At 45.3% G+C, this 23320-nt stretch carries 17 protein-coding genes; 1 reads left to right on the top strand and 16 read right to left on the bottom strand.

What is annotated here, in order from left to right; translation table 11 throughout:
- From H141_RS0109575 to H141_RS0109630, 11 genes are all read right to left on the bottom strand, one after another.
- Positions 1-220 (bottom strand): transposase (locus H141_RS0109575; RefSeq protein ID WP_019676043.1); only part of this gene is annotated, 220 nt, incomplete at its 3' end.
- A 50-nt stretch (positions 221-270) separates the two neighbouring features.
- The gene (locus H141_RS21420) at positions 271-417 is read right to left on the bottom strand and encodes a hypothetical protein (RefSeq protein ID WP_019676044.1); all 147 of its coding nucleotides are present in this window, start codon (positions 415-417) and stop codon (positions 271-273) included.
- A gap of 506 nt (positions 418-923) precedes the next feature.
- Entirely contained in the window at positions 924-1088 is a 165-nt protein-coding gene (locus tag H141_RS21425) for a hypothetical protein (protein WP_019676045.1), read from the bottom strand.
- Positions 1089-1098: 10 nt separating this feature from the next.
- Entirely contained in the window at positions 1099-1581 is a 483-nt protein-coding gene (locus tag H141_RS0109590) for a hypothetical protein (protein ID WP_019676046.1), read from the bottom strand.
- Positions 1574-2059: a toxin-antitoxin system HicB family antitoxin gene (locus H141_RS20055; protein WP_019676047.1), complete on the bottom strand. Its 486-nt coding sequence runs from the start codon at positions 2057-2059 to the stop codon at positions 1574-1576. Before H141_RS20055 ends, H141_RS0109590 begins: the two co-directional genes overlap by 8 nt.
- A gap of 29 nt (positions 2060-2088) precedes the next feature.
- Positions 2089-2367 carry a type II toxin-antitoxin system HicA family toxin gene (locus H141_RS0109600; protein WP_019676048.1) on the bottom strand — a complete coding sequence of 93 codons (279 nt, stop codon included), beginning with the start codon at positions 2365-2367 and terminating at the stop codon, positions 2089-2091.
- Between the two features lie 133 nt (positions 2368-2500).
- A complete protein-coding gene (locus H141_RS0109610; protein ID WP_019676050.1) occupies positions 2501-5644 on the bottom strand; it encodes a type I restriction endonuclease subunit R in 3144 nt (1047 codons plus the stop codon).
- A 117-nt stretch (positions 5645-5761) separates the two neighbouring features.
- Positions 5762-6202, bottom strand: coding sequence for a type II toxin-antitoxin system death-on-curing family toxin (locus H141_RS0109615; RefSeq protein WP_019676051.1), 441 nt, complete (start codon positions 6200-6202; stop codon positions 5762-5764).
- A gap of 3 nt (positions 6203-6205) precedes the next feature.
- The gene (locus H141_RS0109620) at positions 6206-7228 is read right to left on the bottom strand and encodes a hypothetical protein (RefSeq protein WP_019676052.1); all 1023 of its coding nucleotides are present in this window, start codon (positions 7226-7228) and stop codon (positions 6206-6208) included.
- Positions 7229-7297: 69 nt separating this feature from the next.
- Positions 7298-8677, bottom strand: coding sequence for a restriction endonuclease subunit S (locus H141_RS0109625; RefSeq protein WP_019676053.1), 1380 nt, complete (start codon positions 8675-8677; stop codon positions 7298-7300).
- Entirely contained in the window at positions 8667-10238 is a 1572-nt protein-coding gene (locus H141_RS0109630) for a class I SAM-dependent DNA methyltransferase (RefSeq protein ID WP_019676054.1), read from the bottom strand. The genes H141_RS0109625 and H141_RS0109630 overlap by 11 nt, the downstream gene beginning before the upstream one ends.
- A gap of 1045 nt (positions 10239-11283) precedes the next feature.
- Between H141_RS0109630 and H141_RS0109640 the strand changes: the two genes are divergently transcribed.
- Positions 11284-12891, top strand: a complete 1608-nt coding sequence (locus tag H141_RS0109640) for a DUF3987 domain-containing protein (protein ID WP_019676056.1) — start codon at positions 11284-11286, stop codon at positions 12889-12891.
- Positions 12892-13093: 202 nt separating this feature from the next.
- Here H141_RS0109640 and H141_RS0109645 read toward each other — a convergent pair whose 3' ends face one another.
- From H141_RS0109645 to H141_RS0109665, 5 genes are all read right to left on the bottom strand, one after another.
- The gene (locus H141_RS0109645; RefSeq protein ID WP_019676057.1) at positions 13094-15676 is read right to left on the bottom strand and encodes a DEAD/DEAH box helicase; all 2583 of its coding nucleotides are present in this window, start codon (positions 15674-15676) and stop codon (positions 13094-13096) included.
- Between the two features lie 125 nt (positions 15677-15801).
- Positions 15802-18960, bottom strand: coding sequence for a type I restriction endonuclease subunit R (locus tag H141_RS0109650; protein ID WP_019676058.1), 3159 nt, complete (start codon positions 18958-18960; stop codon positions 15802-15804).
- Positions 18953-19885 carry a DUF4145 domain-containing protein gene (locus tag H141_RS0109655; protein WP_019676059.1) on the bottom strand — a complete coding sequence of 311 codons (933 nt, stop codon included), beginning with the start codon at positions 19883-19885 and terminating at the stop codon, positions 18953-18955. Before H141_RS0109655 ends, H141_RS0109650 begins: the two co-directional genes overlap by 8 nt.
- Complete coding sequence (locus tag H141_RS20060; protein ID WP_019676060.1) at positions 19878-21251, bottom strand: restriction endonuclease subunit S; 1374 nt, start codon at positions 21249-21251, stop codon at positions 19878-19880. Before H141_RS20060 ends, H141_RS0109655 begins: the two co-directional genes overlap by 8 nt.
- On the bottom strand, positions 21248-23224 hold the full coding sequence (locus H141_RS0109665) for a type I restriction-modification system subunit M (protein ID WP_026349362.1): 1977 nt from the start codon (positions 23222-23224) through the stop codon (positions 21248-21250). The genes H141_RS20060 and H141_RS0109665 overlap by 4 nt, the downstream gene beginning before the upstream one ends.
- Positions 23225-23320: the final 96 nt, after the last annotated feature.

The raw sequence follows: 23320 nt of genomic DNA on the forward strand, positions 1-23320 counted from the left end.
TGCGTACAGATTTACGACTTTTACCATTGCGAGAGTTACCGGTATTTTTACCGATAGCATCATGTTTGGCATAACCAAGATGTTGCTCCATCTCAGCTTCAAGGGCACGCTCAGCAAGCTTTTTAGTTAACTGCTTAAGGATACCTTGCTCACCAAGCAGGTCTTCAGGGGATCTGTAATCAGCTAATAACTGATCGATAAGCTGGTCTGATACTGGCATTCTTTATTCCTTTCAAATACATGGGTAGAATGCCACTTACACAGATTTTTTTATACTCTCATAATAAAATCATTCCTCCATTCCCCACCCTCTTCAAACGTTGTGACTTTGCTTCCATTGGTCGCAAACTCAAAGTGCATACTTCTAACAAAAGCCCAAAGATAACGATGAGCTTCATTTTTTCTATCCCAATTCATAATATTTCCTCTTATTTAAGATTGTGCCGTTTTATGACAACTGCTTATTTCAGAGGAGATTAAGAGTAGATATATCACTGCGACTCGTTTCTTCCCTGAAAACAACTCGAACAGCTAAATATTGTTTTACATTTCATTTAAAAAATGTCGACAAAAACTATAGCTTTTGAATATAAGTAATGCCAACACATCTCGATTTTTTTTCAGTGTTAAATTAAAAGGCCCACGCGGTTTGCCGAGAGAGACGGATTACCAGCACCATCCTTGGCGCTAGCCCTGCGGGTGGCAGGGCCATGCAAAACGGCTATCCTGCCGTTTTGTCGAACACAGGGTTCGAACCAAATCCTCGTCTCGACGCTTAAATGAAAAAGGCCCACGCAACTGCGTGGGCCTTTTTCATTTAATTGGCGGAGAGAGAGTCGCTCGAATAGTAGATTTAACACACTGATTAAAGTAAAGTTTCGATATGGAGCAGGTGTAGGAAACCCCCAAAGAAACCCCTCACGCTAGCATTTCTGTCTGCTTTTGGCGTATTGCTCCATTACTTTACGCTGGGCTTTATTTGCCCGAGCCAAAATAGATAAAAATACCTCACGCTTTTGAGCTTCAGTCGCGTTCTGGAAAAAATCAGAGATAGAAGCAAACTGAACTTTTAATTTTTCATCAACCAAAATATTAGCCTTACTCTCTAGAAGTAAACTGCCTTACAGGTAAAGCAACTTTTGGAAGATTTAAGCGCATACAAGTTGCCATCAAATATTCTCGCCAGTATGGCCAAACATGGAAGCTCGCATTCTCTACAGCAAAAGCTGTAAGCGCTTCTTCATCTGCCACATCAAAATCTTTATCCAACAAATACTCTGCGATAAAGGTTGCTTCAACTTGTCCAAAGATCGCGTCTGGTTTCGAATCTTCGCCTTCGGAAACTAGGCGACAACCAACCTTGACATAAACAGCAAAAAAGTTTTTTACACTTGCTTCTGCTTCTTCATTAATTCCAAATACTTCTGACTTTTCAACATCAGTCATAAACTGATAAACAAAAGAAATGTCACCAGGCCTTTTAGGATCCCAGCCGTCTTTAGTGAAAAACTCCGAATGCTTCAAATACACATCGTGTACAGAAAGACCTTTGATTGCTCTTTGCAATGCTTCTTTAGCCATAACAGACTTCCGGCTCAGCTGCTTTAAGTACTGTACTTAAGTCCACTCGACGGTTATAAGCAATACGGTTGCCTGTTTCTATCGGTACAACTTTTGCCGCAAACGCTTGATATGGAGTAGCTTGTTTATGATTAAATGCCCCGAGCGCATGAGATAAACAATTAACAATTAATTGATTTAGACTTACTTCTTCATCTTCAGCCCACTGTGAATATGCCCTATGCATACTCTTTGGCATTCTAAGCGTGACTCTTCCACTAAAATCATCTGCGACTTCCATCGGCACGGGAAGAGGCTTATTTTTTTCTTTGAAAATCGTGATTGTTGTCTCAATAGCATCTACTGCAAGTGCATAAGCCTCATCAGATGAATCAGCATATTCAGTTAGATGTGGAAACTCACGCACTTTTGCTTCGAAGCACTCTTCACCTTCGAAAACTCCTTTACGGACAGTGATACTGTAATTTTGTGCGTCCATTGACCTTCTCCTGTTTACCTAACTTTAACCTAACTCTGTTGGCTAAGTTCTTCAGAATACTGTTCTAATATTTTTTTAATGTTTTTGATATATGCCGGTTTGATTTGTGGGTTCTTACCATGATCACAGTTGAATGAACCCGAGTAGAAATCTTTCAAACCATTATGGACAAAGACTTTATGACCACCTCTTTTGCCGTCTCTAACCTCAAAGCCTAGACTTTCCAACGCTTTTATTACGTCACTACATTTAAGTACAGACCTACTCTGAAACAAGCTTAGAACAGATTGAAAATTATCTCCACTCATTGTGACACCATATGCGGTGTCATAGTTCCGAGGTGCGCAGTATTATACTTTTCGCTCAAACTTGCAACGATTTTCAAATTTGCGTGCTCCCATTCACTTTCGTAAGATTGAATCTGCGTTGATACCAATTTTATCATACCCACTCTTCTCCTAGCGCCTCTGCCTGCTGCAGCACCAGCTGCACGGCGTCGTCGGCCATATCTGGAGGGTATTTGTATTTGCGCAGGATACGCTTCACCATTAAGCGCAGGCTGGCCCTTACGCTTTCGCGTTTGCTCCAGTCTATGCTGATGTTCTTACGCAGGTTATCGGTTAGCTCGTGCGCGATTTTCTTTAAGGTTTCATCGCCCAGCTGCAGCACTGCCGCTTCGTTATTGGCCAGGGCGTCGTAGAATTTAATTTCATCTTCGGTCAGGCCCAGGTCATCACCGCGCTTGGCGGCTTCGCGGAATTTTTTGGCCATTTCGACCAGCTCTTCCATCACCTGTGCAGTTTCAATGCTGCGGTTCTGGTAGCGGGTTACTACGTTGCTTAATAGCTCAGAGAATTTCTTTTGCTGGATCACGTTACTGGAAAAGCGGGTTTTAATCTCGCCCTCCAGCAAGCGTTCTAGTAGTTCAACCGCCAGATTTTTCTCTGGCAGGTTGCGTACTTCATCTAAAAACTCGTCATCCAGCAGGCCGATATTGGGCTTCTCCAACCCTACCGCATCAAAAATATCGACTACCTGATCGGACACTATGGCATTACCGATAATTTGCCGGATAGCATGCTCTTTTTCTTCGTCACTGCGCCGCTTGGCACTGATGTCTCGCTTAGTCAGCATTATCTTGACTGCCTGCAAAAACGCCACTTCTTCGCGCACGGCTTTGGCTTCATCCAGGGTGCAGCACAGGCTAAAGGCTTTACTCATCGCCAGTGCTGTATCGGCAAAGCGCTTTTTGCCGTCTTTAATCCCTAAAATATGGTTTGCGGCACCGGCAATCAGCTTATGGCTACTAACAGCAAAATCGCTGTAATCAAAGCCATGTAACATGCCGCGCAGTACATCAAGTTTCTCTTCCAGTACAGCCCAGGCTTCAGCGGCATCAACGGTGGGCTTACCCCTACCCTTGCTGGCGGTGTATTCCTTCAGCGCGGCCTTAAGCTCGTTGGCGATGCCGATGTAATCGACTACCAGGCCACCTTGTTTATCTTTAAACACCCGGTTAACCCGGGCAATGGCCTGCATCAGGTTATGGCCTTTCATCGGCTTATCGACATACAGCGTATGCACGCAGGGCGCATCAAAACCGGTTAGCCACATGTCACGCACTATCACCAGCTGCAGCGGGTCGGCCGGGTCTTTAAAGCGTTTTTCTAAGCGTTTTTTAACTTGCTTGGGGTGAATATGCGGCCTAAGCAGCGCTTTATCGCTGGCCGAGCCAGTCATAATCACTTTTATGCCGCCCTTCTCCGGGTCTTCGTCGTGCCAATCGGGGCGCAGTGCGACAATCTCGTTATACAAGTGCACACAGATCTCACGGCTCATCGCCACTACCATGGCTTTTCCCTGCTGTGCTTTATTTCTTTCTTCAAAGTGCTGCACTAAGTCTTGCGCTACCTGTTTAATCCGCGGTGCAGCGCCGACAATCCGCTCAAGGGCAGCCCATTTGCTTTTAAGCTTATCTTGCTGGCCCTCTTCTTCGTCTTCAGAAAGCTCATCCACTTCATCATCTATCTGCGGTAACTGCTCTTGCTTCAGGCTTAATTTGGCCAGACGCGACTCGTAATAAATGGCCACGGTAGCGCCATCTTCTTTGGCCTGCTGCATATCGTAAATATGAATGTAGTCACCAAACACGGCGCGGGTGTCGCGATCTTCGCTGGATACGGGGGTGCCGGTAAAGGCAACAAAGGTGGCATTGGGCAGTGCATCCCGCAAATGCTGCGCATAGCCCACTTGGTATACATTCTGCTTTATTTGATAAGGGGCACCAGGTTCGGCCGCGATGCTGGGCAGGGTTCGCTCTTTCAGCTTGGCCTCAAAGCCATACTGGGTACGATGGGCTTCATCGGCAATCACTACTATGTTATGCCGGGTAGATAACACCGGAAACTTGTCTTCATCGGCGCCCGGCGCAAACTTCTGAATAGTGGCAAACACAATACCGCCGGATGGCCGGTTACTGAGTTTTTCACGTAAGTCCTGCCGGGTATCGACCTGCACCGGTTGCTCACGCAGTAAATCTTGCGCCAAGGAAAACACGCCAAATAGCTGGCCGTCTAAATCGTTGCGGTCGGTGATCACCACTATGGTTGGGTTTTCCATCGCCGCTTCGCGCATTACGCGCGCAGCAAAGCAGGTCATGGTAATGCTTTTACCACTGCCCTGGGTGTGCCACACCACCCCGCCCTTACCTTTTTTACTGGCCTGCACATCCTGGCGCGATGCCGTTACCACTTGTTGAATGGCCGAACGTACGGCATGGAACTGATGGTAGCCGGCAATCTTTTTAACCAAGGTGCCGTCGTCTTCAAACAGCACAAAAAAGCGCAGGTAATCCAGCAGGTACTCCGGGGCAAACACGCCGCGTAGCATGGTTTCTAATTCGTTAAACTGGCCAAGTGGGTCAAGGTTTACACCATCAATGGTGCGCCACTGCATAAAGCGCTCTGCATTGGCCGATAAGGAGCCCATGCGCGCTTCCGAGCCATCGCTTATCACCAGTATTTCGTTGTACTGAAATACATCAGGTATTTGTTCTTTGTAGGTTTGAATTTGATCAAACGCTTTCCAGATGTCAGCGTTTACATCAGCTGAATTTTTCAGCTCAATCAGCACCAGCGGCAGGCCGTTAATAAACAAAATAATATCGGGCCGGCGGCTATGCTTAGGGCCCTTAAGGGTAAATTGCTTAACCGCTAAAAACTCGTTGCTACCGGGACTACTTTCCCAATCCACCAGCCTGACAAAATCACCGCGGGTTTCACCGTCTTTTTGATACTGCACCGGTACACCGCCAAGCAGCAGGTTATGAAAACGTCGATTGCTTGATAACAGCGCTGGTATTCCCAGTTCTTTGAGCTGAGCTATGGCATCATCTCGGGCTACCAAAGGGATATGTGGGTTTAAGCGGGCAATAGCGGCTTTCAGGCGTTCCAGCAGCAGCGGCTGCACATAGTCAGCCCGCTCAGCAGCCGGGCCATCGGGGGCAATGTCATAACCATTAATTGGTGTGTAGCCTATTTCAGCTAACCACCCCAGTACTTCCTGTTCTAACTGGTCTTCTGTCATACATCGTCCCTAAATCAGCCAACTTGCTGCAACTTATGTTTGATACCTTGTTGTAGCTGTAAAATCAAGTCTTTAGCTTTCACGCGTTTATCAGTAATGAATGACTACTTACCCGTGCTATAAGCCACCAAGTGCATCGAGCAACCTTAATTTTAATTCGTCTGAATAATCATCTTCTGCAATTAAGGATGTAATCAACATTTGCAGTAAGTCTTTACTTACCTGATTATCCGCTATAGCAACCACGATATTTTCTAAATCAATCAGGAATCTTGGCACACAATAGTCATAACCATTTAACATCAGAAAATAGGCTCCCAACGTGACACTTGAACGCTTATTCCCATCGTTGAATGCGTGAAACTTATTGATGGCAAAAACAAGGTGGGCTAATTTTTCTTCAAATGTCGGGTAATAGTCATCATTCTGAATATGCTGTAAAGCGCTATCGAGCAAACCTATATCCAAAATTCCTGACCGACCGCCAGTGTGTTCAATGATCCAATCATGCACCTCTATGGCGTGAGCAGTATCAAAATAAAGGATCATCTGCTCCATAAATTAGCGATCCTTTAGTCTTTGCAACACCGCTAACAGCTTGGGATCTGACAAGCGCTCTTCCAAGGCTGCGCTACGCTCCCCTAAAAATCGTTCATAGTCTGCTTCCGGTACAGCCTGCACGTAAGCTTCCAATTTTTGGTGCAACGCATCACGAAAACCAAGATCTCGGCTTGCCATTCGAACCCGGGCATCATCAATCATTGGCTTAAGGAACGGACTATTTGCCGCTTCAGCTAACAAGGCATCAGCTTCAGCGCTTTTCAATTTCCGCCCCAAAGCATCTGACTTTTGCCGTATTTGAACGGCCAAGCCGCTTTCAAAACTTGCTAAAGTTCGTAATACCTCGGCATACATGGTGTCACGGGTACTTTCGCCTTCGGCCAGGCGCAAAACCTGTTTGTATTCTTTGGCACACTCGCAAAATACCGCCTGATAAATTTTATCGGTATACAACGCGTATTTGAGGTTTCCCATATCCAAACAATCACGTAGTGCATCAGTAAACTGTTTGCGGTAGCTATCTTCCTGAAATGCCGCAGGCAGGTAATCCTGGTCGCGTTGGTTAATAAACCGGGTTTGACCACCAGCCTTTTCCACTACAACATCAAGCACTATATCCAGCATTCGGCTGCGTATTGCTTTGGCACGCTCGCTTTCAGTTACCAGCATGGCCATATTCAGCACGGCACGAAAAGAAAACACACCTAACGAGGGCGTTTTTGCGCCAATTAAGTCGACGACATTGATGTCGTCGACTTGAGCCATCTTAATGTTTTTTAAAGCTTTACCTTTTAAGATTACATAGCCATTAGCTTTAAGCTCTGCTTCGTTGCTGGCTAGGTAGCGATCTATGGTCCGCTCGTCTATATCTAGAATGTCTGCTACATGGCTTTTGAAAAAAAGCGCCTCACCATCTATAACCAAACCACCAAGGGCTAGATGCTGTTCTAGCTTACCTAATGCAAAGCGATTATTAAGAACATTGCGCCGAGCTACCGCCGACGTTGTTAAATCATGCGCCATAGTTTATCTCCGGCTTAGCGGCAAAGTGATAATTTACTGGTGTTGGAATATTTACATTAAAGCTACGCATTACACCACCTCCGCAAAAGCTGCTTCCGCCTCTGGCAAGCGTAACTGGCCGGAGATTAGACGAGGCAGCAACGTATCTCGCAACTCAGCGAGTTTGGTCATCTGCGTTAAATTGGCTCTATCAACCATAGGTCTTGCTATCTCAAAGAACGCTTTAAGGACTTTTGTATCAGGTACTACAACTAATTCGGTTTCCAAAAAGTGCGTTGTCTGAAAGTTACTAATCCCTGTACTCTGGTTTTGATATTCCCACGTTTTTCCTAGCGCGTATATGTAAGTCAAATGTTGGGCTAGTACAACGCCAATTTCTGGACTAGAAGGACGTAACAATCGGCAAAAGCTAGCAGGTTCCATAGGGCAATCAAACTGATTAAGCATACCGGTTGTTAAGTACAAGGAGCGACCTGTAGGTTGGTCTTTGCTTCCGCCGGAAACTTCTAAAACTAAATCCCCGTCTTGAAGTTTTCTCGACGACAATTTTTTTTCATTAGTAAATCGGAGTGGAACACGCCCATAAGAGCCATTTGCTAAATCAGGTAGATCTGTTCCTCTTATGATAGCCACCCGGACATTATTTTTATCTGTCGGAAGTTCATCTCCCCAATCACCACCTATTGTATGGGTTAATAATTCTCCAAAAGGCTTAACCTCCCACCCCTCTGGCATTAACCCCTGCGGGGATTCCACCAGGCGGGAGGGGAATAGCGCTTGTATCTCGGCTGGCAGGCTTGGGGCTTGCGTGCCTGCATTGGCATGCACCGGGTCAAAATCAACAAACCAGGATTTAAACAGCGCCTGGGCGATGGCTTCTAAGGTGGCGTTGGTTTCGCGGAGAAGATCGATACGATCATCCAGAGCTCTCAACAATTCTGTTATTTTCTTTTGCTCTGAAATGGGTGGAATCTGAATGGGTACAGCAGACAAAATGGATGTATTTAAATTGGGCATTGTTGCACCAACCGCATGCCGGATAAGCCATTCTTTTGTTTCAGGTGATCTTAAACAATAGGAGATGAACTTAGCATCAGCCTTAGTTTCATCACCAAGGCGTACCTTCAAGCATCCTGTTCCACATAGCCATCCGACTTGGTGCGGTTCAATCAACGCATTTCTTGTTACATCGCCCCGCCGACTGAATACAACATCGCCAATCTGCAATTTATGTTGTGATAGCCTATCAGCATCCTGCTGTTTAATTCGAGCGATTCCGTCCTCAGAAATGCCTCCGTCAGGGCCAATATTTGACGGCATAACAACAGGAATACCTGTTTCAACATAATCAGATGCGTGTAACTGACTACCAAAAGGTCCCGTTTGAATAGCACCATTTTGAGCGGCACAAACCTCACCAAGTGTTATTTCTCCCCACTCAGAACTCATACCCCAGTCCTCCTAACTTCTGGCGGATTAACTGGTCTAGCTCTGCACCTTTGGCCATTTGCTCGCCAAGCTTTTCGGTTAAGGCTGTCATCTTATCGGAAAAGGCGTCGTCGCAATCTTCTACTTCTTCCGCACCGACATAGCGGCCCGGCGTTAACACATGGCCGTGTTCGGCAATCTCGCTTAATGGCACGCTGCGGCAAAAGCCCGGAATATCCGTATAACCTTGCTCAAAACCTTCGATATTTGATAAATCATCACCACGCCAGGCTTTTACTGTGTTGGCGATGCGGTCAATGGCGGCTTGATCCAGTTCGGTTTGCACCCGACTGATCATCTTGCCGAGTTTACGGGCATCGATAAACAGCACTTCGCCTTTACGCTGTTGTTTTTGTTTCACCAAATACCATAAACAGGCCGGTATTTGGGTGTTAAAGAATAGCTGGCCCGGAAGTGCCACCATTACTTCTACCACATCGGCATCAACCATGGCGCGGCGGATTTCGCCTTCGCTGTTCTGGCTGGAACTCATTGAGCCGTTGGCCAAGACAATGCCGGCACGGCCACTGGGTTTGAGGTGATAAAGCATATGCTGCAACCAGGCATAGTTGGCATTGCCTTGTGGCGGTGTGCCATATACCCAGCGCGGGTCGCCCTCTAAACTGCCGTGCCACCAGTCGCTGATATTAAATGGCGGGTTGGCCAGAATATAGTCGGCGCGCAAGTCGCTATGCTGGTTTTTGGTAAAGGTGTCGCCAGGCTCGCGGCCTAAGTTAAAATCGATACCACGAATGGCCAGGTTCATTGCCGCTAAGCGCCAGGTCGTCGGGTTAGATTCCTGGCCGTAAATAGACACATCACCTAACTTACCGCCGTGCGCTTCAATAAACTTTTCCGATTGCACAAACATGCCGCCACTGCCGCAGCACGGGTCGTACACCTTACCCTGGTGTGGGTCCAGCACCGCCACTAAGGTATTAACGATAGACTGTGGGGTATAGAACTGGCCGCCCTTTTTGCCCTCGGCACTGGCAAACTGACCTAAAAAGTACTCGTACACCTGGCCTAAAATATCGCGTGCTTTGCTTTGGTCTTCACCAAAACCAATGGTTGATATTACATCGACCAGCTCGCCCAGCTTGCCATCCGGCAGCGGTGCGCGGGCATAGCGTTTATCTAAAATGCCTTTTAAGGTGGGGTTTTCCAGCTCGATCACCGCTAAGGCATCATCAATGCGCTTGCCAATGTCGGCTTGCTTAGCGTTGGCGCGCAGGGCTTCCCAGCGCGCCGTTTCGGGCACCCAAAACACATTGGCCATTTTAAAGTAGTCGCGATCTTCCAACTCAACGGCTAAATCATCTTCGCTGGCATCAGCAAAATACAGCTCATCACTGGGGTCTTTTAAACGCTTAAGCAACTCTGCCCGGCGGCCAGCGAAAGAGTCTGAAATAAACTTTAAGAAAATCAGCCCCAGTACAATATGCTTGTACTCAGCGGCATCGACGTTAGCACGCAGTTTATCAGCGGTAGCCCACAGAGTTTTCTTGATGTCTTGAAGCATGGTTGGGGTATGTCCTTATGTCGTGTTAGGTACACGCGCTTTTGTTATAGCCCGGCATAGGTGCCGGTTGTATGGAAGGTAATTTAACGCATTTAGAAACAAAGGGGTAGTTGTGATTGTTGCGGCTCTTTATATTCAAAAAGAATACTCAGGGATAGCTTTTTAACGCTGCCTGAGAACGAGCACTACCATTTTATTTAGTAAAATCCCTCTAGTTACAACCCAAACCTAAATTATGAGGATTAAAAGCATGCTATTTTCAAATGCAGAGTATGTTACGTCGAATCTTTTTGTATTACTGGATCAAGGTTTTATTGCTGCGTGTCTCTTCGGCATTGAGTACAGCGCCACTAAAGAAATTGCGAGAAGACGCTCTATTAAAGCAATAAGCGGATTGGCAAGAGCCAAAATGCAGGAACTGAGGCGACGACAAGCGATTAGGAAATAAAGCCCCAAAAACACCATTTAAAGCAGGCTACTGATACTGTCAAAAGGCCCATGCTTTGTAGTAGCGTCGGGATTATTCCGGGCTTCCTGCCCTCCACCCCTTCGGGGCCGCACTAAAGTGCGTTCCAATTCTCTCCCGGAGAATTGGTCAAACGCAGGGTTCGAACCAAATCCTCATCTCGACGCTTAAATGAAAAAGGCCCACGCAACTGCGTGGGCCTTTTTCATTTAATTGGCGGAGAGAGAGGGACTCCCCACCACTTCAAATTACCGACATAACCTATTGATTTATAACAATCAAAATAACACAAAGGCAACCATGATAGCAACTGTGGTAAAGTTTTGTGGCAAAGTTTTTATGGAAGAAATCTTGAAAACTCAAAATGCCATTCTGAGATAACCTTTAGTAAATCACAACATTTTTAATCATTTTAATGAATCACATCAAAAGTGATTAATCGCTTATATAGATTAAAATGACCGAGTTCACTAAGAAAAAATTCATACTAAGAAAAGTGCCGATGAAAGCTCCGGTACGTTAGCATCTCGCTGTGAAAGGGACACTCACATCTAGCAGTTAACAACCAAGGAGCAACACATGATACTGAGAAAAATAAAACGGATTTTTAGCTTTAAGCTTAAATCTACATCAGTAAAAAACGTTAAGGTAACAATTACTAACCGCAATAACGATAGCGAATGGTCAGAGCCATTGGACATGAAAGAGCAATTGGTCTCAGCTTTACCTGTAACTAACGACATGCTCTCAAAATTGTTCTTTGAGTATATTACCGAGCAAGCAAAACTACGCGACAACGCTTCTCAAGAATATGCCGCAGTTGCAGTATTAGCGTGTGCTGCTGCATTAATTGGTGGTTCCGCAACAATTTCCCCTAAACGTCTTTTCAAAGATTTTGATTTAAAGCCTACGCTTTGGGCAATGATTATCGGTTCACCTTCACGAATGAAAACACCATCTGCACAAATTGGTTTGTCACTTTTAAGACACGCGTTAAAAACCGTTACCGAACCAGCTAACAAAAAACTCGAAAGTCAGTTCGAAACTCAGCAGAAATTAAATAAGGCTAAAGTCGAACAACTGGAGAAAATAGCACAACAGCACATGGATAAGGGTGAAGAAGACGCGGCTAAGGAAGTCTATTTGGAAATAAACATGCTTGATCTGACAAAACCCAAATACCGCCGCCCAATGATTAACGATTGCACAATTGAGGCTTTGATCAGGCGCGTAGAGACTAACCCTCTTGGTGTATTTCTTTTCCGTGACGAGCTTTATGGTTGGCTTGAACCCTTAGAACGCAATGACAAAGCTCAGGATAGATCTTTTGTTAACGAAGCCTTCAATGGTAAAGGGTTATACGAAGTAGAGCGTATTTCACGTGGTAATCTCATTTTAGAAAATCCAACCCTATTTATAATGGGAAATATTCAACCAGACAGACTCAGAAATCTCATCTCTGGCCGTGCCAGTGGGGAATCTAATGATGGTCTTTTTGAAAGATTTCAGCTAGCGGTATATCCGGAAGTCACGAAAAAGCAGTATGTTGATGCATGTGAAAATCAAGTTCTAAAAGAACAAATGCAGAATGTGTTTGTCCAACTGGCCAAACTTGGTACACCTGAGCGTTATACTGCACCACTGAAATTCAACTTTGAAGAAACCGCTCAAAAGCGTTGGGATCAATGGGCTACAGCGCTTATAGAGCGTGAAGGTGAATCAGACAATGATGATCAAGCAATACTGGGTAAATATGGTTCCCTTGTGGCCAAAATAGCTTTGGTTCTCCATATACTTGATCAAGCTGAAAAAAATGTTTCAGAAAAACCTTTCCACCCTAATTTAGCAGTGAGTCTTCAGGCTTTAAACCGTGCAATTAAATGGTCTGAGTTTTTGTATACTCACAACTTACGGATCAGGAGTATCGGCCTTAAATCGTCATCAACTTCTCAGTCTGCTGAACTATTAAAATCCAAGCTATCTCTTCTTCCAAAAACATTTGCAATACGTGATGTTCAAAGGAAGGGGTGGTCAGGTTTAACAACGGCAACCTTAGTCAATGAAGCTATTGAAATACTTGAGGAAAATGGATATGTACGCCAGCATCAAGTACCAGGGCAGAATGGAAAAATGACCATTCGTTATCTTATTCATCCAAGCTACAGAAGTTCAAAATCATCAGACTAAGGACACATTGTCATCGCGTTGAGAGCGGGATCAGTCCCGCTGTTCAATCACTGATTTACTTTAACCGCTGTGTTGTTGCATGAGCTGACTGACTAGGACTAGTTAATCATTAAAACACAATATTTTAAACCTGACATTACTGACAATGAGCTTATTTGTCGGCAATGTCAGTTGTCAAAACCAGGTCACTAATGATCTGACCTCAATTTACGATTTGCATCGCAATTGAAGCACGAGGACGGCGAACAATTGCATCAAGTGTCATCCCCTCCTGTTCGATTCGGCTCATTGCTTCTGCTTGCCATATTAGATCTCCTTCACCGGGGTAAGTGCCTTTAAGCTCCCTCAAAACACCAATAGCACTATGAGCCCATGAAATGAAATCGTCTAACCCCCAATAACAAACGTCTTCAAGATGGGGATCCGCGCCAATCTTTGCTTGAGTACAGGGTGTGACCAATACGGCAACTATATTCATGTTGCTAGTACCTTGGACTCTCTTTTTCATCCATTTAGGATGACTAGACGCTTGTCTCGCTTTAGTGGCGCCAAATACTGTACCTTTGTCCGCGTCAGCATTGGTTTCAAATACAATACCCATTTGATAGCCCAACCACCAAGGGTCTGGCGCAGCATCACTTTCGTCATTTCCAGCAGAAAACCCTAGTAGTAATCCGAGTTCAACTTGGGCCTGTTCAAACTTGCTTGATTCGTTAAGTCCTTGAATAATTCTGCTAACACGTTTTTCGAATTTATGGTTAGTGGCTAACCCGCAATCCATAAACTGTCTACCAATTGCTTCTGTTTGATGCTTTAACTCTATATTTACAGGAGTGTCCTGAAGCATATCATCAGGCCCTAATTCTCTAGCAAGGGAATTCAGCCACGAAATTGATGGGGCAGAAGATTTTGCACGAACAAAGTAATCTTTTGCCGATAAAGCATGAATGTCGCCAGGTACTGTAGATAGACGACGTGCAGCGCTTCCAGCAAGATAATACCAAAGTGCTCTATAACCTCTGAGGTTAGGATGATTCAGACCTCCAAGTATTGATCTGGCTGCATTGAGTGCCCCGGAAAAATCCTTATTCCAAATAGCTTCTTGGTAACTGATTTCGTCCTTCACAACCCTTTCTAACTCACTCATTGAAGGAAACTTTCTATGTTCAAAATGTGGAATTGCATTTCTTATCATACTATCTGCAGCAGACCAGTCTGCATTGTTTGATAAAAACATTTGGAAATTATCAAAAATATCATCTTTCGAAATATCTTTTGATTGCTCAACTCCAAAGGTGAGTTCAGCCTGAAGCTCTGAAGGAAAGAACGGCCATTTCCGGTTATCAGCAAGAAAGTCCACTAACTCAGTACCTGTAACAAAAACAGCAGAGCGATCTTGTAACGAGCGCGTGCATCGTCCCATTGCCTGCATTACCCGAGTTTGTACTCTTTCGTTGTATAATACGCCAGCCCCCATTCTTGACATTAAAAAACGCTCTTGTGAATTAATTGCTTTTGGCAAACCATCAATACAGAGTAATCGACATTCTTCACCAGGAAAATCAACACCGTCATATCGGTTTGCCAGGATGGCAACGGCACGAGGAGATCGAATAAATGGCTCTTTGTTATCTTCAATTTCATCTTTTGTAAAGACTGTAAACCCTTTTAATGAACTAACAACCATTGCTCCATGAGCTATAGCTAACGCAGATGTTGGAGTCAGAATTACTGAGCGGCCAGCTTGATTCTGCATCTTCAATCTAAGTAGATCTGTTTCATCCTCACTAAGAGATAAACTAGGGAATACAAAGAATCTTCGCCCTACACCAGCCATTTGAAAACCCTCAGGGGCTGCCAAACGGTCAATTTGTTTTCTGCCTGTAAGTCGCTCTAAATCTCCACCGGATCCAAGTGTCGCAGACATAAAAATACGTTGAGATGCATTAGCAAAAGGAGAGTGAGTAAAAGTTGGCGGGATAAGAGGTCTAATTAATATTTGCCGATTGCTCAAATAAACATGGCACGATTCAAGACGATCACGTATTAGAGACCAAGGGTAATACAGGTTTGGCGCATCAGTCCCTGCATGAGCATCGATAATTGAACCAATGTCATTTGAGAGTTCATCGAGTAAGGGGGTAGAAATTTTTTCGACCCAAGTTACTTCTGTAGGATCGTTCCAGTCCCCATTTAAACGGGCATATTCTTGCGGTTGCAAATGTGGTCTTAGAAACTCAACAAGAACATCAAATAGTTGTGTTTCTGACGGAATCTCTAGAGACCACATTTTTGCAATATAGTTCTCCGCAGCATGAGCATCGTCGATGATTACAACGTTAGGATCGTCAAAAAATGGATGTGTATTAAAAAAACCGGAATACGTGGTAACTGCGATTTTAGATCCCGTTTTGTATGCAGCCTGATCAGTAGGAGAAAAATTCTTTTTTGCTCCCGACAGGTCGACAACATCAATGCCATAATGGTTTTGTGCTTGAAGAACAGTTTGCCGAACTAGTTGGATTGTAGGGCAGAGATATACGACTCTATCTCCATTTTTAATTCGTCGCCAATCCGCTATTAGTAAGCCTACCAACGTCTTACCACTTCCAATAGGCAACTGTAGAGCGACATCAGCCTTATTTTCGTATGACGAGGCATACTCTTCGAGTATATCTTTTTGATGAGGCATTACGTCCGGATAATGGCGCTTTGTTAGGGTCTTGAAATGAGCTGCAGGGTCTGCGGCGGCCTTGACGGCAAAAGTATTGGTCTTAAAAGCCATTCAAATTCATCCTTGGTAAAAGCACTAATTACTTTACAGTAGCTATTAATGTTCACAGACAACTGACTTTACTGACATAATAACAAACTGTCAGTTTTGTCAGTTGTCTGTACTTAATTCAAACTCTAACCGGCCAACAACCGCAGTATCAACCGCGCAAAATCTTTACCCTTTTGCTGCGAAGCCAGAACTTCGGTAGCCAACTTTTCGTTGTCGCCCATTAAATCTAAAATGGTATCGGTTACCAGCTGCGGGAAGCGGCCATACATCACTTCATCGGGCGTGTGCTTGCTGATCTGTGCCATGGTCGGCTCATCCTTGCGGATACGTTCAGCAACACCACGGGCGAAATGTAGCTTGTCATCGTCACTTACCTCAGCACCAAACAGGTCGTTAAGCGCATTGATAATCTCTGACAACTTTTTCTTCTCAGGATCATGTGCTTTACCGCTACCAACTTCGGTAATACCTTTCAGGTATGGGCCGTCTTCTTCACCTAAGCGAATAGCCAACTCCTGCTTTTTGGTAATACGGTAATGGGTAAGCTCAGTGCCGGTTAGGTCAAAATCTTCAGGATCTTCCAAGCGGTCAGCGCGTAACAATGGCAACAGGTTTTTGCCGTAAACACATAGCGCTTCCAGGTCAGTATCCTCATACGGCACTATCTGCGACATAAACTCGTACAGCCGGATAAACGACGTTAGGTTTTTCTTAAACAGATCTAACTGGTCTACCGTTTCCCCAGCTTGCTTTATACCCTCTTCTGCTGCCTTAACGCCGTAACTGTTACCTTCAGCTTCGGCCTTGGCTTTGGCGTCACGGGCTAGGTGATAGGCCTCTTTTGCTTGCCGGTAACGCAGGGTAAAACGCTCTTTGGCAGGCTTGGCGAAAAACGATAATTTACTGGCACTGGCTTTGGGGTCATAAAAGGTTTGGGCAAAACCACGCACTTCAGTCCACTGATAAATATGCTCATCATCCAGCTTCTTTTGAATGTCATAAATCAGGTAAGGGTCAGTTATCGTTTCAATTTCAGATCGGGTGTAATAAGGCGCAAAGCTGTTTTTTACATCTTCAGCGGCGTTAACAAAATCCAGGATAAAGGTTTGGATTTTACCGGGGAAAGTACGGTTTAACCTCGACAGCGTTTGCACACATTCGACCCCAGCCAGCTTTTTGTCCACGTACATGGCGCATAGCTTTGGCTGGTCAAAACCGGTTTGGTACTTATTGGCAACAATCAGCACATTAAAATCATCCGAGTCCAGGGCCTTGGCATGGTCACGGCCTTTCAAACCTGGGTTTAGTAGCTGGCTGGTTTCGGTTACTTCTTCCGGTATTACCTCATTGGCTAAAATACTGCCCGAGAACGCCACCAAGGCATGCACATCGGCATAGCCTTTATCTTTAATATATTGCTGCATCGCCAGCTGATAACGCACCGCATCCTCACGCCCGGACGTAACAACCATGGCCTTGGCCTGACCGTTTAACAGATGACGCACATTGCTACGGAAATGTTCGACAATAATTTCTACCCGCTGGCCAATGTTATAGGGGTGTAATCGCACCCACTTGGCTAGCTTAATACGGGTTTGCTTGCTTTCCACCTCGGTATCTTCACCATCGGGGTGTGCGATTTTCCAGGCAGTGGCATAGGTGGTGTAGTTGTTCAGCACATCCAGAATAAAGCCTTCTTCAATTGCCTGGCGCATTGAATACAGATGAAAGGCAGTGGGCTTATTACTATCGCTCAGAGGCTCATTCGGGTGCTGTGGACGGCCAAACAGTTCCAGTGTTTTACCTTTAGGTGTCGCAGTAAAGGCATAGTAACTGATGCGGTCGGTTGGTGTTCGGGATTGCACGGCTGCAGTTAAAAGCTCTTCGGCGCTAAGCTCATCGCTATCAGATTTATCACTGCCTAATATCGCTTTTAGCTTGGCAGCAGATGAGCCGGTTTGAGATGAGTGCGCTTCATCGGCAATGATGGCGTAATGACCTTCGGCAAGCTTGGGATAACGCTCCAGCGCATCATACAAGGCCGGAAAGGTTTGAATGGTAACAATGATAATACGAGTATTACTTTGTAGCGCTTCGGCCAGCTGCTCAGATTTACTCAGGTTACCAATATCACGGGTAATCGCTTTAATCATGCCATCGGCATGCTCAAACTGGCGAATGGTATTTTGTAGCTGGTTATCCAATACCGTGCGGTCGGTGACCACAATGACCGAGCTAAACAGTTTAGTATGCTGGCCACGCTCATCCTGCTGGTATAACGAAGCCAACTGATGGGCTGTCCAAGCAATAGAATTCGATTTACCCGAACCAGCACTGTGCTGAACTAGATACCGTTTGCCAGGCCCCTCACTGCGGGTAGTGTTGATTAGTTGATTGACCACATCCCACTGATGAAAACGCGGGAATATCATCGTTTCTTTGCGGCTAATGCTGCCATCAAACTGCGGTTTTTCATCTACCTGCAGGTGCATAAACCGGGCAAGGATATTAAGCCAGTTGTCTTTGGCAAATAACAATTGCCACAGGTAACCGCTGGCATACTCACTGGCTTTCGGTGTGGGGTTACCGGCACCGCCTTCATCACTACCCATATTAAACGGTAGGAAAAAAGTATCGTTGCCGGCCAGCTTAGTGGTCATCGCCACTTCATCCTGCGTTACCGCAAAATGCACCAAAGCACCGCGTTTAAAAGCCAGCAACGGCTCTGGTTTTCGGGTAAGCGGGTCTTTTAACGGCCTATCTTTTTTATACTGCGCTTTAGCGTGTTCAATGGTTTGCTTAAACTCGCTTTTCAGCTCCAGCGTGGCAGTGGGTAACCCGTTAACGAATAACACTAAATCAATGCGTGGGTTGTACTCGCCTTCCCTAGCATGTGGCGAATACGATACTTCCTCAACAACCCGCAAACGGTTTAAACCATAACGGCGTTCGGTATCCGGGTTCATACCGTGATCAGGCTTAAAGGCGCAGATATTCATATGGCCGCCAATCACCTTAAAACCGTGGCGTAGCAAATGCAAAGCGCCATCACGCTCCAGCGCTCGGGTAAGTGCCTGTACTAATACTTTTTCCGGATTCGCCGGGTTACTTTTGGCAAACTTCTCCCAGCGTTCAGGATAGGCTTCACACACAAAGTGCAGTAAATCCTCTGTATAAAGCGCGTTAACCCGGTCATAGTTGGCCGCTTTACCCACCAGCCAACCTTGAGCTTCCAGGCTGTTTATAATATCGGTTTGAAAGATGCGCTCTTTGGTGTCAGCCATTAGCCACCGCCTGTTGTTTATTCCCTTTTACCGCTGGGGCTGCTTTGTTCTCAAGCTTCGGCACTTCTTGTTTAGGGCCGTATTTATCCATCAACTTTTTGTAATTAGCCTGGGTTTGTTTGTACCGCGCTTGTCGGTCGTAATACTCCAGCACAAACTGAAACACCTCAAAGGCATGCAACAAATCGATTTCTGAAACGTCAGAGGCGTGTGTACCTTCATTACCAATTAATTTCAGCGGTTCAAGGTAGTCAGCTAATTCCGGCTGAATTTGTCGTAAAGAGCTGATTTGTTGGTGCAGCCCTTTCCCTTGCAACTTCATATCTTTGCAGAACTGCTCAATGGCTCGGCGCAGCTTTGATGCTGAAGATGGCGGGTCGAAATGAAAGTGTTTAAACGCATCCAGTAATTCGATCTTGATCGGCTCTGGAACATTATTCGACACCGGGATAATCGATAAAGTGGGCGTAAAATGCTCTACTTTTACTAGAGTTGTTTGTCGTCTGCTTTGCGTTGCTTCAGCGACAACTTGCATACCTGATGCTGCAACTGAACCATCACAAGCGTGGCAAGTTAAATAGCCGGTCATCAAATGGGGTAAGCCGTTAATAGCATCTTGCTGTTTAACTATTACTTCAGCAAAAACTAAACCAATACCAAACAATTTTGCCCAGCCATTAGCATCGCCGAGTTCATCCAATAAAACACTAGGCTTCTTGTTTTCCTCTTTGGCCTGGCGATACTTCTTGCAAATGCTATCCGCCATGTCTTTTGTTACAGGCCGCGTATCAATACTTTCGGGGTCGAAATATAATTGTTCTTCACCACAATAGGGGCAATTAAGTACAGGGTACTCAACAACAGATATGAAGTTGGCAATACGCTGCCATTTACCAATGTGGGTGTTTTCTAAACTTTTAATCAACGCATACTTCCTTGTTTGCGGGGTTAATATTTTCTACCGGAGTCTGCCAGCCCCGAATGTCGATTTTACCGGTAACAGCGGCAGAAATCAGGGCGGACCGGCGTTCGTTTAAGAGATTAGTTAAAGCCCTCGCATCAGCAACTAACTGTAAAATTTGCCATTGTTGCTTTACAACATACCCAACTATCCGTAACTGTTCTTCTATTGATGGGCAGGGAAAATAAAGATTATTAATAGTGCTTTGACTTATATTTAGCATCGACTGACTTGCGCCTGTAGCCTCAGTTTCAATTCGAGTGCGAACTAAGTCTGTACTTAAAAAGAAAGACAAAAATTGTGGTACTACGATATTTTTAAATAGTCTGAGCCTATATAACTTGTCACATAAAAGTAGGTTGTCAAAATTAACGGGAACAACGGCAGCGCTCCCAACAAGCTCACGAGTATTCGCTCTTGAGATAAGCAGATCATCAGCCTTTAGACTCAAAGCTTTTATAGGTTCTAGTTCAGAGGGGAGTTTCTTGTTCTCTTCACTTCTGAAAATGCCACCATTGACGCAGCCAACTTTCAGAACACCAAATTCCTCACCTGACTCGACTGGCTCACTTTCACACTGAGGGCTCCATCCTTGCTCAAAAACTTGAGTCACAAATTTGATTCGGTTTACATCCCAATGTTCCGGCACTTCCCCCAGCCAATCCACACCAGAATCTTTCATCGGTACAGCCGGGTTTAAGCCTTTGGTTACCGCCTGACTAATAACCGCTTGGCGCTTTTCTTTTAACAGCGCAATCAGCTTTTCCTGCTCGGTGATAAGGGCGTCGATTTTACCGACTTCATGATCAAGGAATCGGGCGATTTGGGTTTGTTCATCAGTTGGTGGACAAATAACAGGCAATCGTTTCATATCATCAAACTTCATGCTCTGCCTTAATCCACCCCCCATAGAATAGAAGACCTTGGTATGATCATATGCTCTAAACAGATAATGAGCATATCTCGATTCCATTTCGAGTGGTTTTACAGCTAGGTATGCTGAGGTGATAATCCCCATTTCTTCAACAATCGCACTTCTTAGACTTCTTTTATCATTTTGTAAATCAGTAAGCCTGAATACGATATCTCCGGGTTCTACTATTTGGTAGGTTTCAAAGGATTCTGGCAGTAGGCCATCAGACGTATTTATATCTTTAGTAACAACCCGGCCATAACTCAGCGATAACAAATTGTCGCAATGCATTCCCTTATTAGACCGGGCTTGCTGAGTAAACCTTGAGAAGAAGGGTACTAATTGCCATTCTTTAGGCAATAACCCCATCCAATCAATTCCAGAGTCTTGGTATTCAAGACAAGTATCTAACCTCATGCTGACAACCCCTCGATCATCGCTTTAATGCGGTCGGTACATGCTTTTAACTCAGCATCAATTTCACTCAGTGGCCGTGGCGGGGTAAACACATAGAAATGACGGTTAAAGGGTATTTCAAAGCCGACTAAACCTACCTCACCATCTAACGGGTCGGTTTTACTGGTATCTATCCATGCATCGGGTACATGCGGTAATACTTCACGGGCAAAGTAGGTATCAATTGATTCAGTAAGCGGCACGTTTTCATAATCACGCAGGTTGGTATCGGGCTCTGGATTACCTTTGGCATCATGGCAAATATCGGCGCTATCGTCGCGCTCTGATAGCGCATTAAGCACCGCCTTTTTAACCGGTGCAGCAATTTTAAAGCTCACTGTTTTCAGCTGTTTATCGAGTAGCTTGATAAAGCTTTCGCGGTTTTTATAAAGGGTATCACCCAGCTTACTGCAGGCCAGCATCAGCTCATTAAACTCAGCGCCTGATAGCTTTTGCAACGCCGTTTCTTGTTGCAGCTTGCTCATACGCTCGCTACTTGCGCAGAAATTTAGCCGCAATGGCCGCTCAACGGTAATACGGCGATAGCCAAAGGCTTCATTCGGGAACAGCTTACTGATGGCCGACTGCTCCATACTACCGTACACGCGCACCAGCTCGTTGATATGCTCTTCAGTTAGGTATTTACGCTTACTACCCAGCGATTTACGCATTTTGGCAAAGTGGTTACTGCCATCAATCAGCTGCACTTTACCTTTGCGGCTAGCCGGTTTGCTGTTAGATAAAATCCAGATATAGGTGGCAATACCGGTGTTAAAGAACATGTCGGTAGGAAGTGCGACGATGGCTTCAACCAAGTCATTTTGCAGCAGGTAGCGGCGAATTTCAGACTCACCCGAACCGGCCGAGCCGGTAAATAACGGGCTACCGTTAAGCACTATGCCAATACGCGAACCGCCTTCTTTAGCATCACGCATTTTGCTTACTAAATGCATCAAGAACAGTAAAGAGCCATCGGATACACGGGGTAAGCCAGGGCCAAAACGGCCATCAAAACCCTGCTCTTTATGCTCTTTGTCGATAACCTTTTGTACACCTTTCCAGTCAACTCCAAATGGCGGGTTGCTCAGCATGTAGGTAAAACGTTCGCCACGTAGCTGATCGTTCGACAGCGTGTTACCGAGCTTAATATTGCCAACTGCTTGGCCTTTAATCAGCATATCGGCTTTACAGATTGCGTAAGACTCCGGGTTAAGTTCCTGGCCTAGCAGGTTAACGTCTACGCCCTTGCTGATGCTTTGAATATACTCTTCGGCTTCAGATAAAAACCCACCCGTCCCCGCTGTTGGATCGTAGATAGTGACAATGCTATTGGGCTGCAAAATATGATCTTGCCCGGTAAGCATTAATGAGCTGGCTAAATGCACACAATCACGCGGGGTAAAGTGCTCACCGGCGGTTTCATTAGAGCTTTCCGCAAATTTACGGATCAGCTCTTCAAAGATAAGCCCCATACCGAAATTGCTAATGGATTTAGGCGATAGGTCAAATGATGCAAAACGTTGGGTAACCTGATACAGCAAGTCTGCCTGCTGTAACTGATGCACAAATTCTTCAAAGTTAAAGTGCTCGAAAATCTCCCGTGCTTCACGGCTAAATGATTGCACATAGCTAATTAAATCTTCAGCGGTTTGGGTATCGGACAAGGTATTTAAGCTCAATGCAGAGCTATTGAAAAACTCCTGCCCGGCTGCACGGCGTAATAGCTGCTCACGCACTTCGTCGGGTTTATTGCTATGCGCAGTGGCAGCGGATAAGACATCGGCCTTGGTAGCTCCCAGCACACACTCCATTCGACGAAGCAGCGTAAAAGGCAACACCACCCGGCCATACTGAGACTGTTTAAAATTGCCACGTAACAGGTCGGCGACAGACCAGATAAATGATGCAGTTTGCGAGTGATTTTCAACGACCATGTAAAACCTCTGAGGCAGCAGCGGTTTGCAGGCCATATCTGATAAATGGCTGGGGAAAAGGCAAGTCCGTTGCTGCTTGTTGTTATTTTAAGTACT

Origin of the sequence: Arsukibacterium perlucidum DSM 18276, assembly GCF_000382165.1 — a bacterium.
In the GTDB taxonomy this organism is placed as follows: domain Bacteria; phylum Pseudomonadota; class Gammaproteobacteria; order Enterobacterales; family Alteromonadaceae; genus Alishewanella; species Alishewanella perlucidum.

Coding starts and splice junctions, on each gene's coding strand:
- H141_RS0109640 (WP_019676056.1), top strand. CDS start 11,284: ATGATACTGAGAAAAATAAAACGGATTTTTAGCTTTAAGCTTAAATCT.
- H141_RS0109650 (WP_019676058.1), bottom strand. CDS start 18,960: ATGGCTGACACCAAAGAGCGCATCTTTCAAACCGATATTATAAACAGC.
- H141_RS0109645 (WP_019676057.1), bottom strand. CDS start 15,676: ATGGCTTTTAAGACCAATACTTTTGCCGTCAAGGCCGCCGCAGACCCT.
- H141_RS0109620 (WP_019676052.1), bottom strand. CDS start 7,228: ATGGCGCATGATTTAACAACGTCGGCGGTAGCTCGGCGCAATGTTCTT.
- H141_RS20060 (WP_019676060.1), bottom strand. CDS start 21,251: ATGAGGTTAGATACTTGTCTTGAATACCAAGACTCTGGAATTGATTGG.
- H141_RS20055 (WP_019676047.1), bottom strand. CDS start 2,059: ATGGACGCACAAAATTACAGTATCACTGTCCGTAAAGGAGTTTTCGAA.
- H141_RS0109610 (WP_019676050.1), bottom strand. CDS start 5,644: ATGACAGAAGACCAGTTAGAACAGGAAGTACTGGGGTGGTTAGCTGAA.
- H141_RS0109590 (WP_019676046.1), bottom strand. CDS start 1,581: ATGGCTAAAGAAGCATTGCAAAGAGCAATCAAAGGTCTTTCTGTACAC.
- H141_RS0109625 (WP_019676053.1), bottom strand. CDS start 8,677: ATGAGTTCTGAGTGGGGAGAAATAACACTTGGTGAGGTTTGTGCCGCT.
- H141_RS0109630 (WP_019676054.1), bottom strand. CDS start 10,238: ATGCTTCAAGACATCAAGAAAACTCTGTGGGCTACCGCTGATAAACTG.
- H141_RS0109600 (WP_019676048.1), bottom strand. CDS start 2,367: ATGAGTGGAGATAATTTTCAATCTGTTCTAAGCTTGTTTCAGAGTAGG.
- H141_RS21420 (WP_019676044.1), bottom strand. CDS start 417: ATGAATTGGGATAGAAAAAATGAAGCTCATCGTTATCTTTGGGCTTTT.
- H141_RS0109615 (WP_019676051.1), bottom strand. CDS start 6,202: ATGGAGCAGATGATCCTTTATTTTGATACTGCTCACGCCATAGAGGTG.
- H141_RS0109665 (WP_026349362.1), bottom strand. CDS start 23,224: ATGGTCGTTGAAAATCACTCGCAAACTGCATCATTTATCTGGTCTGTC.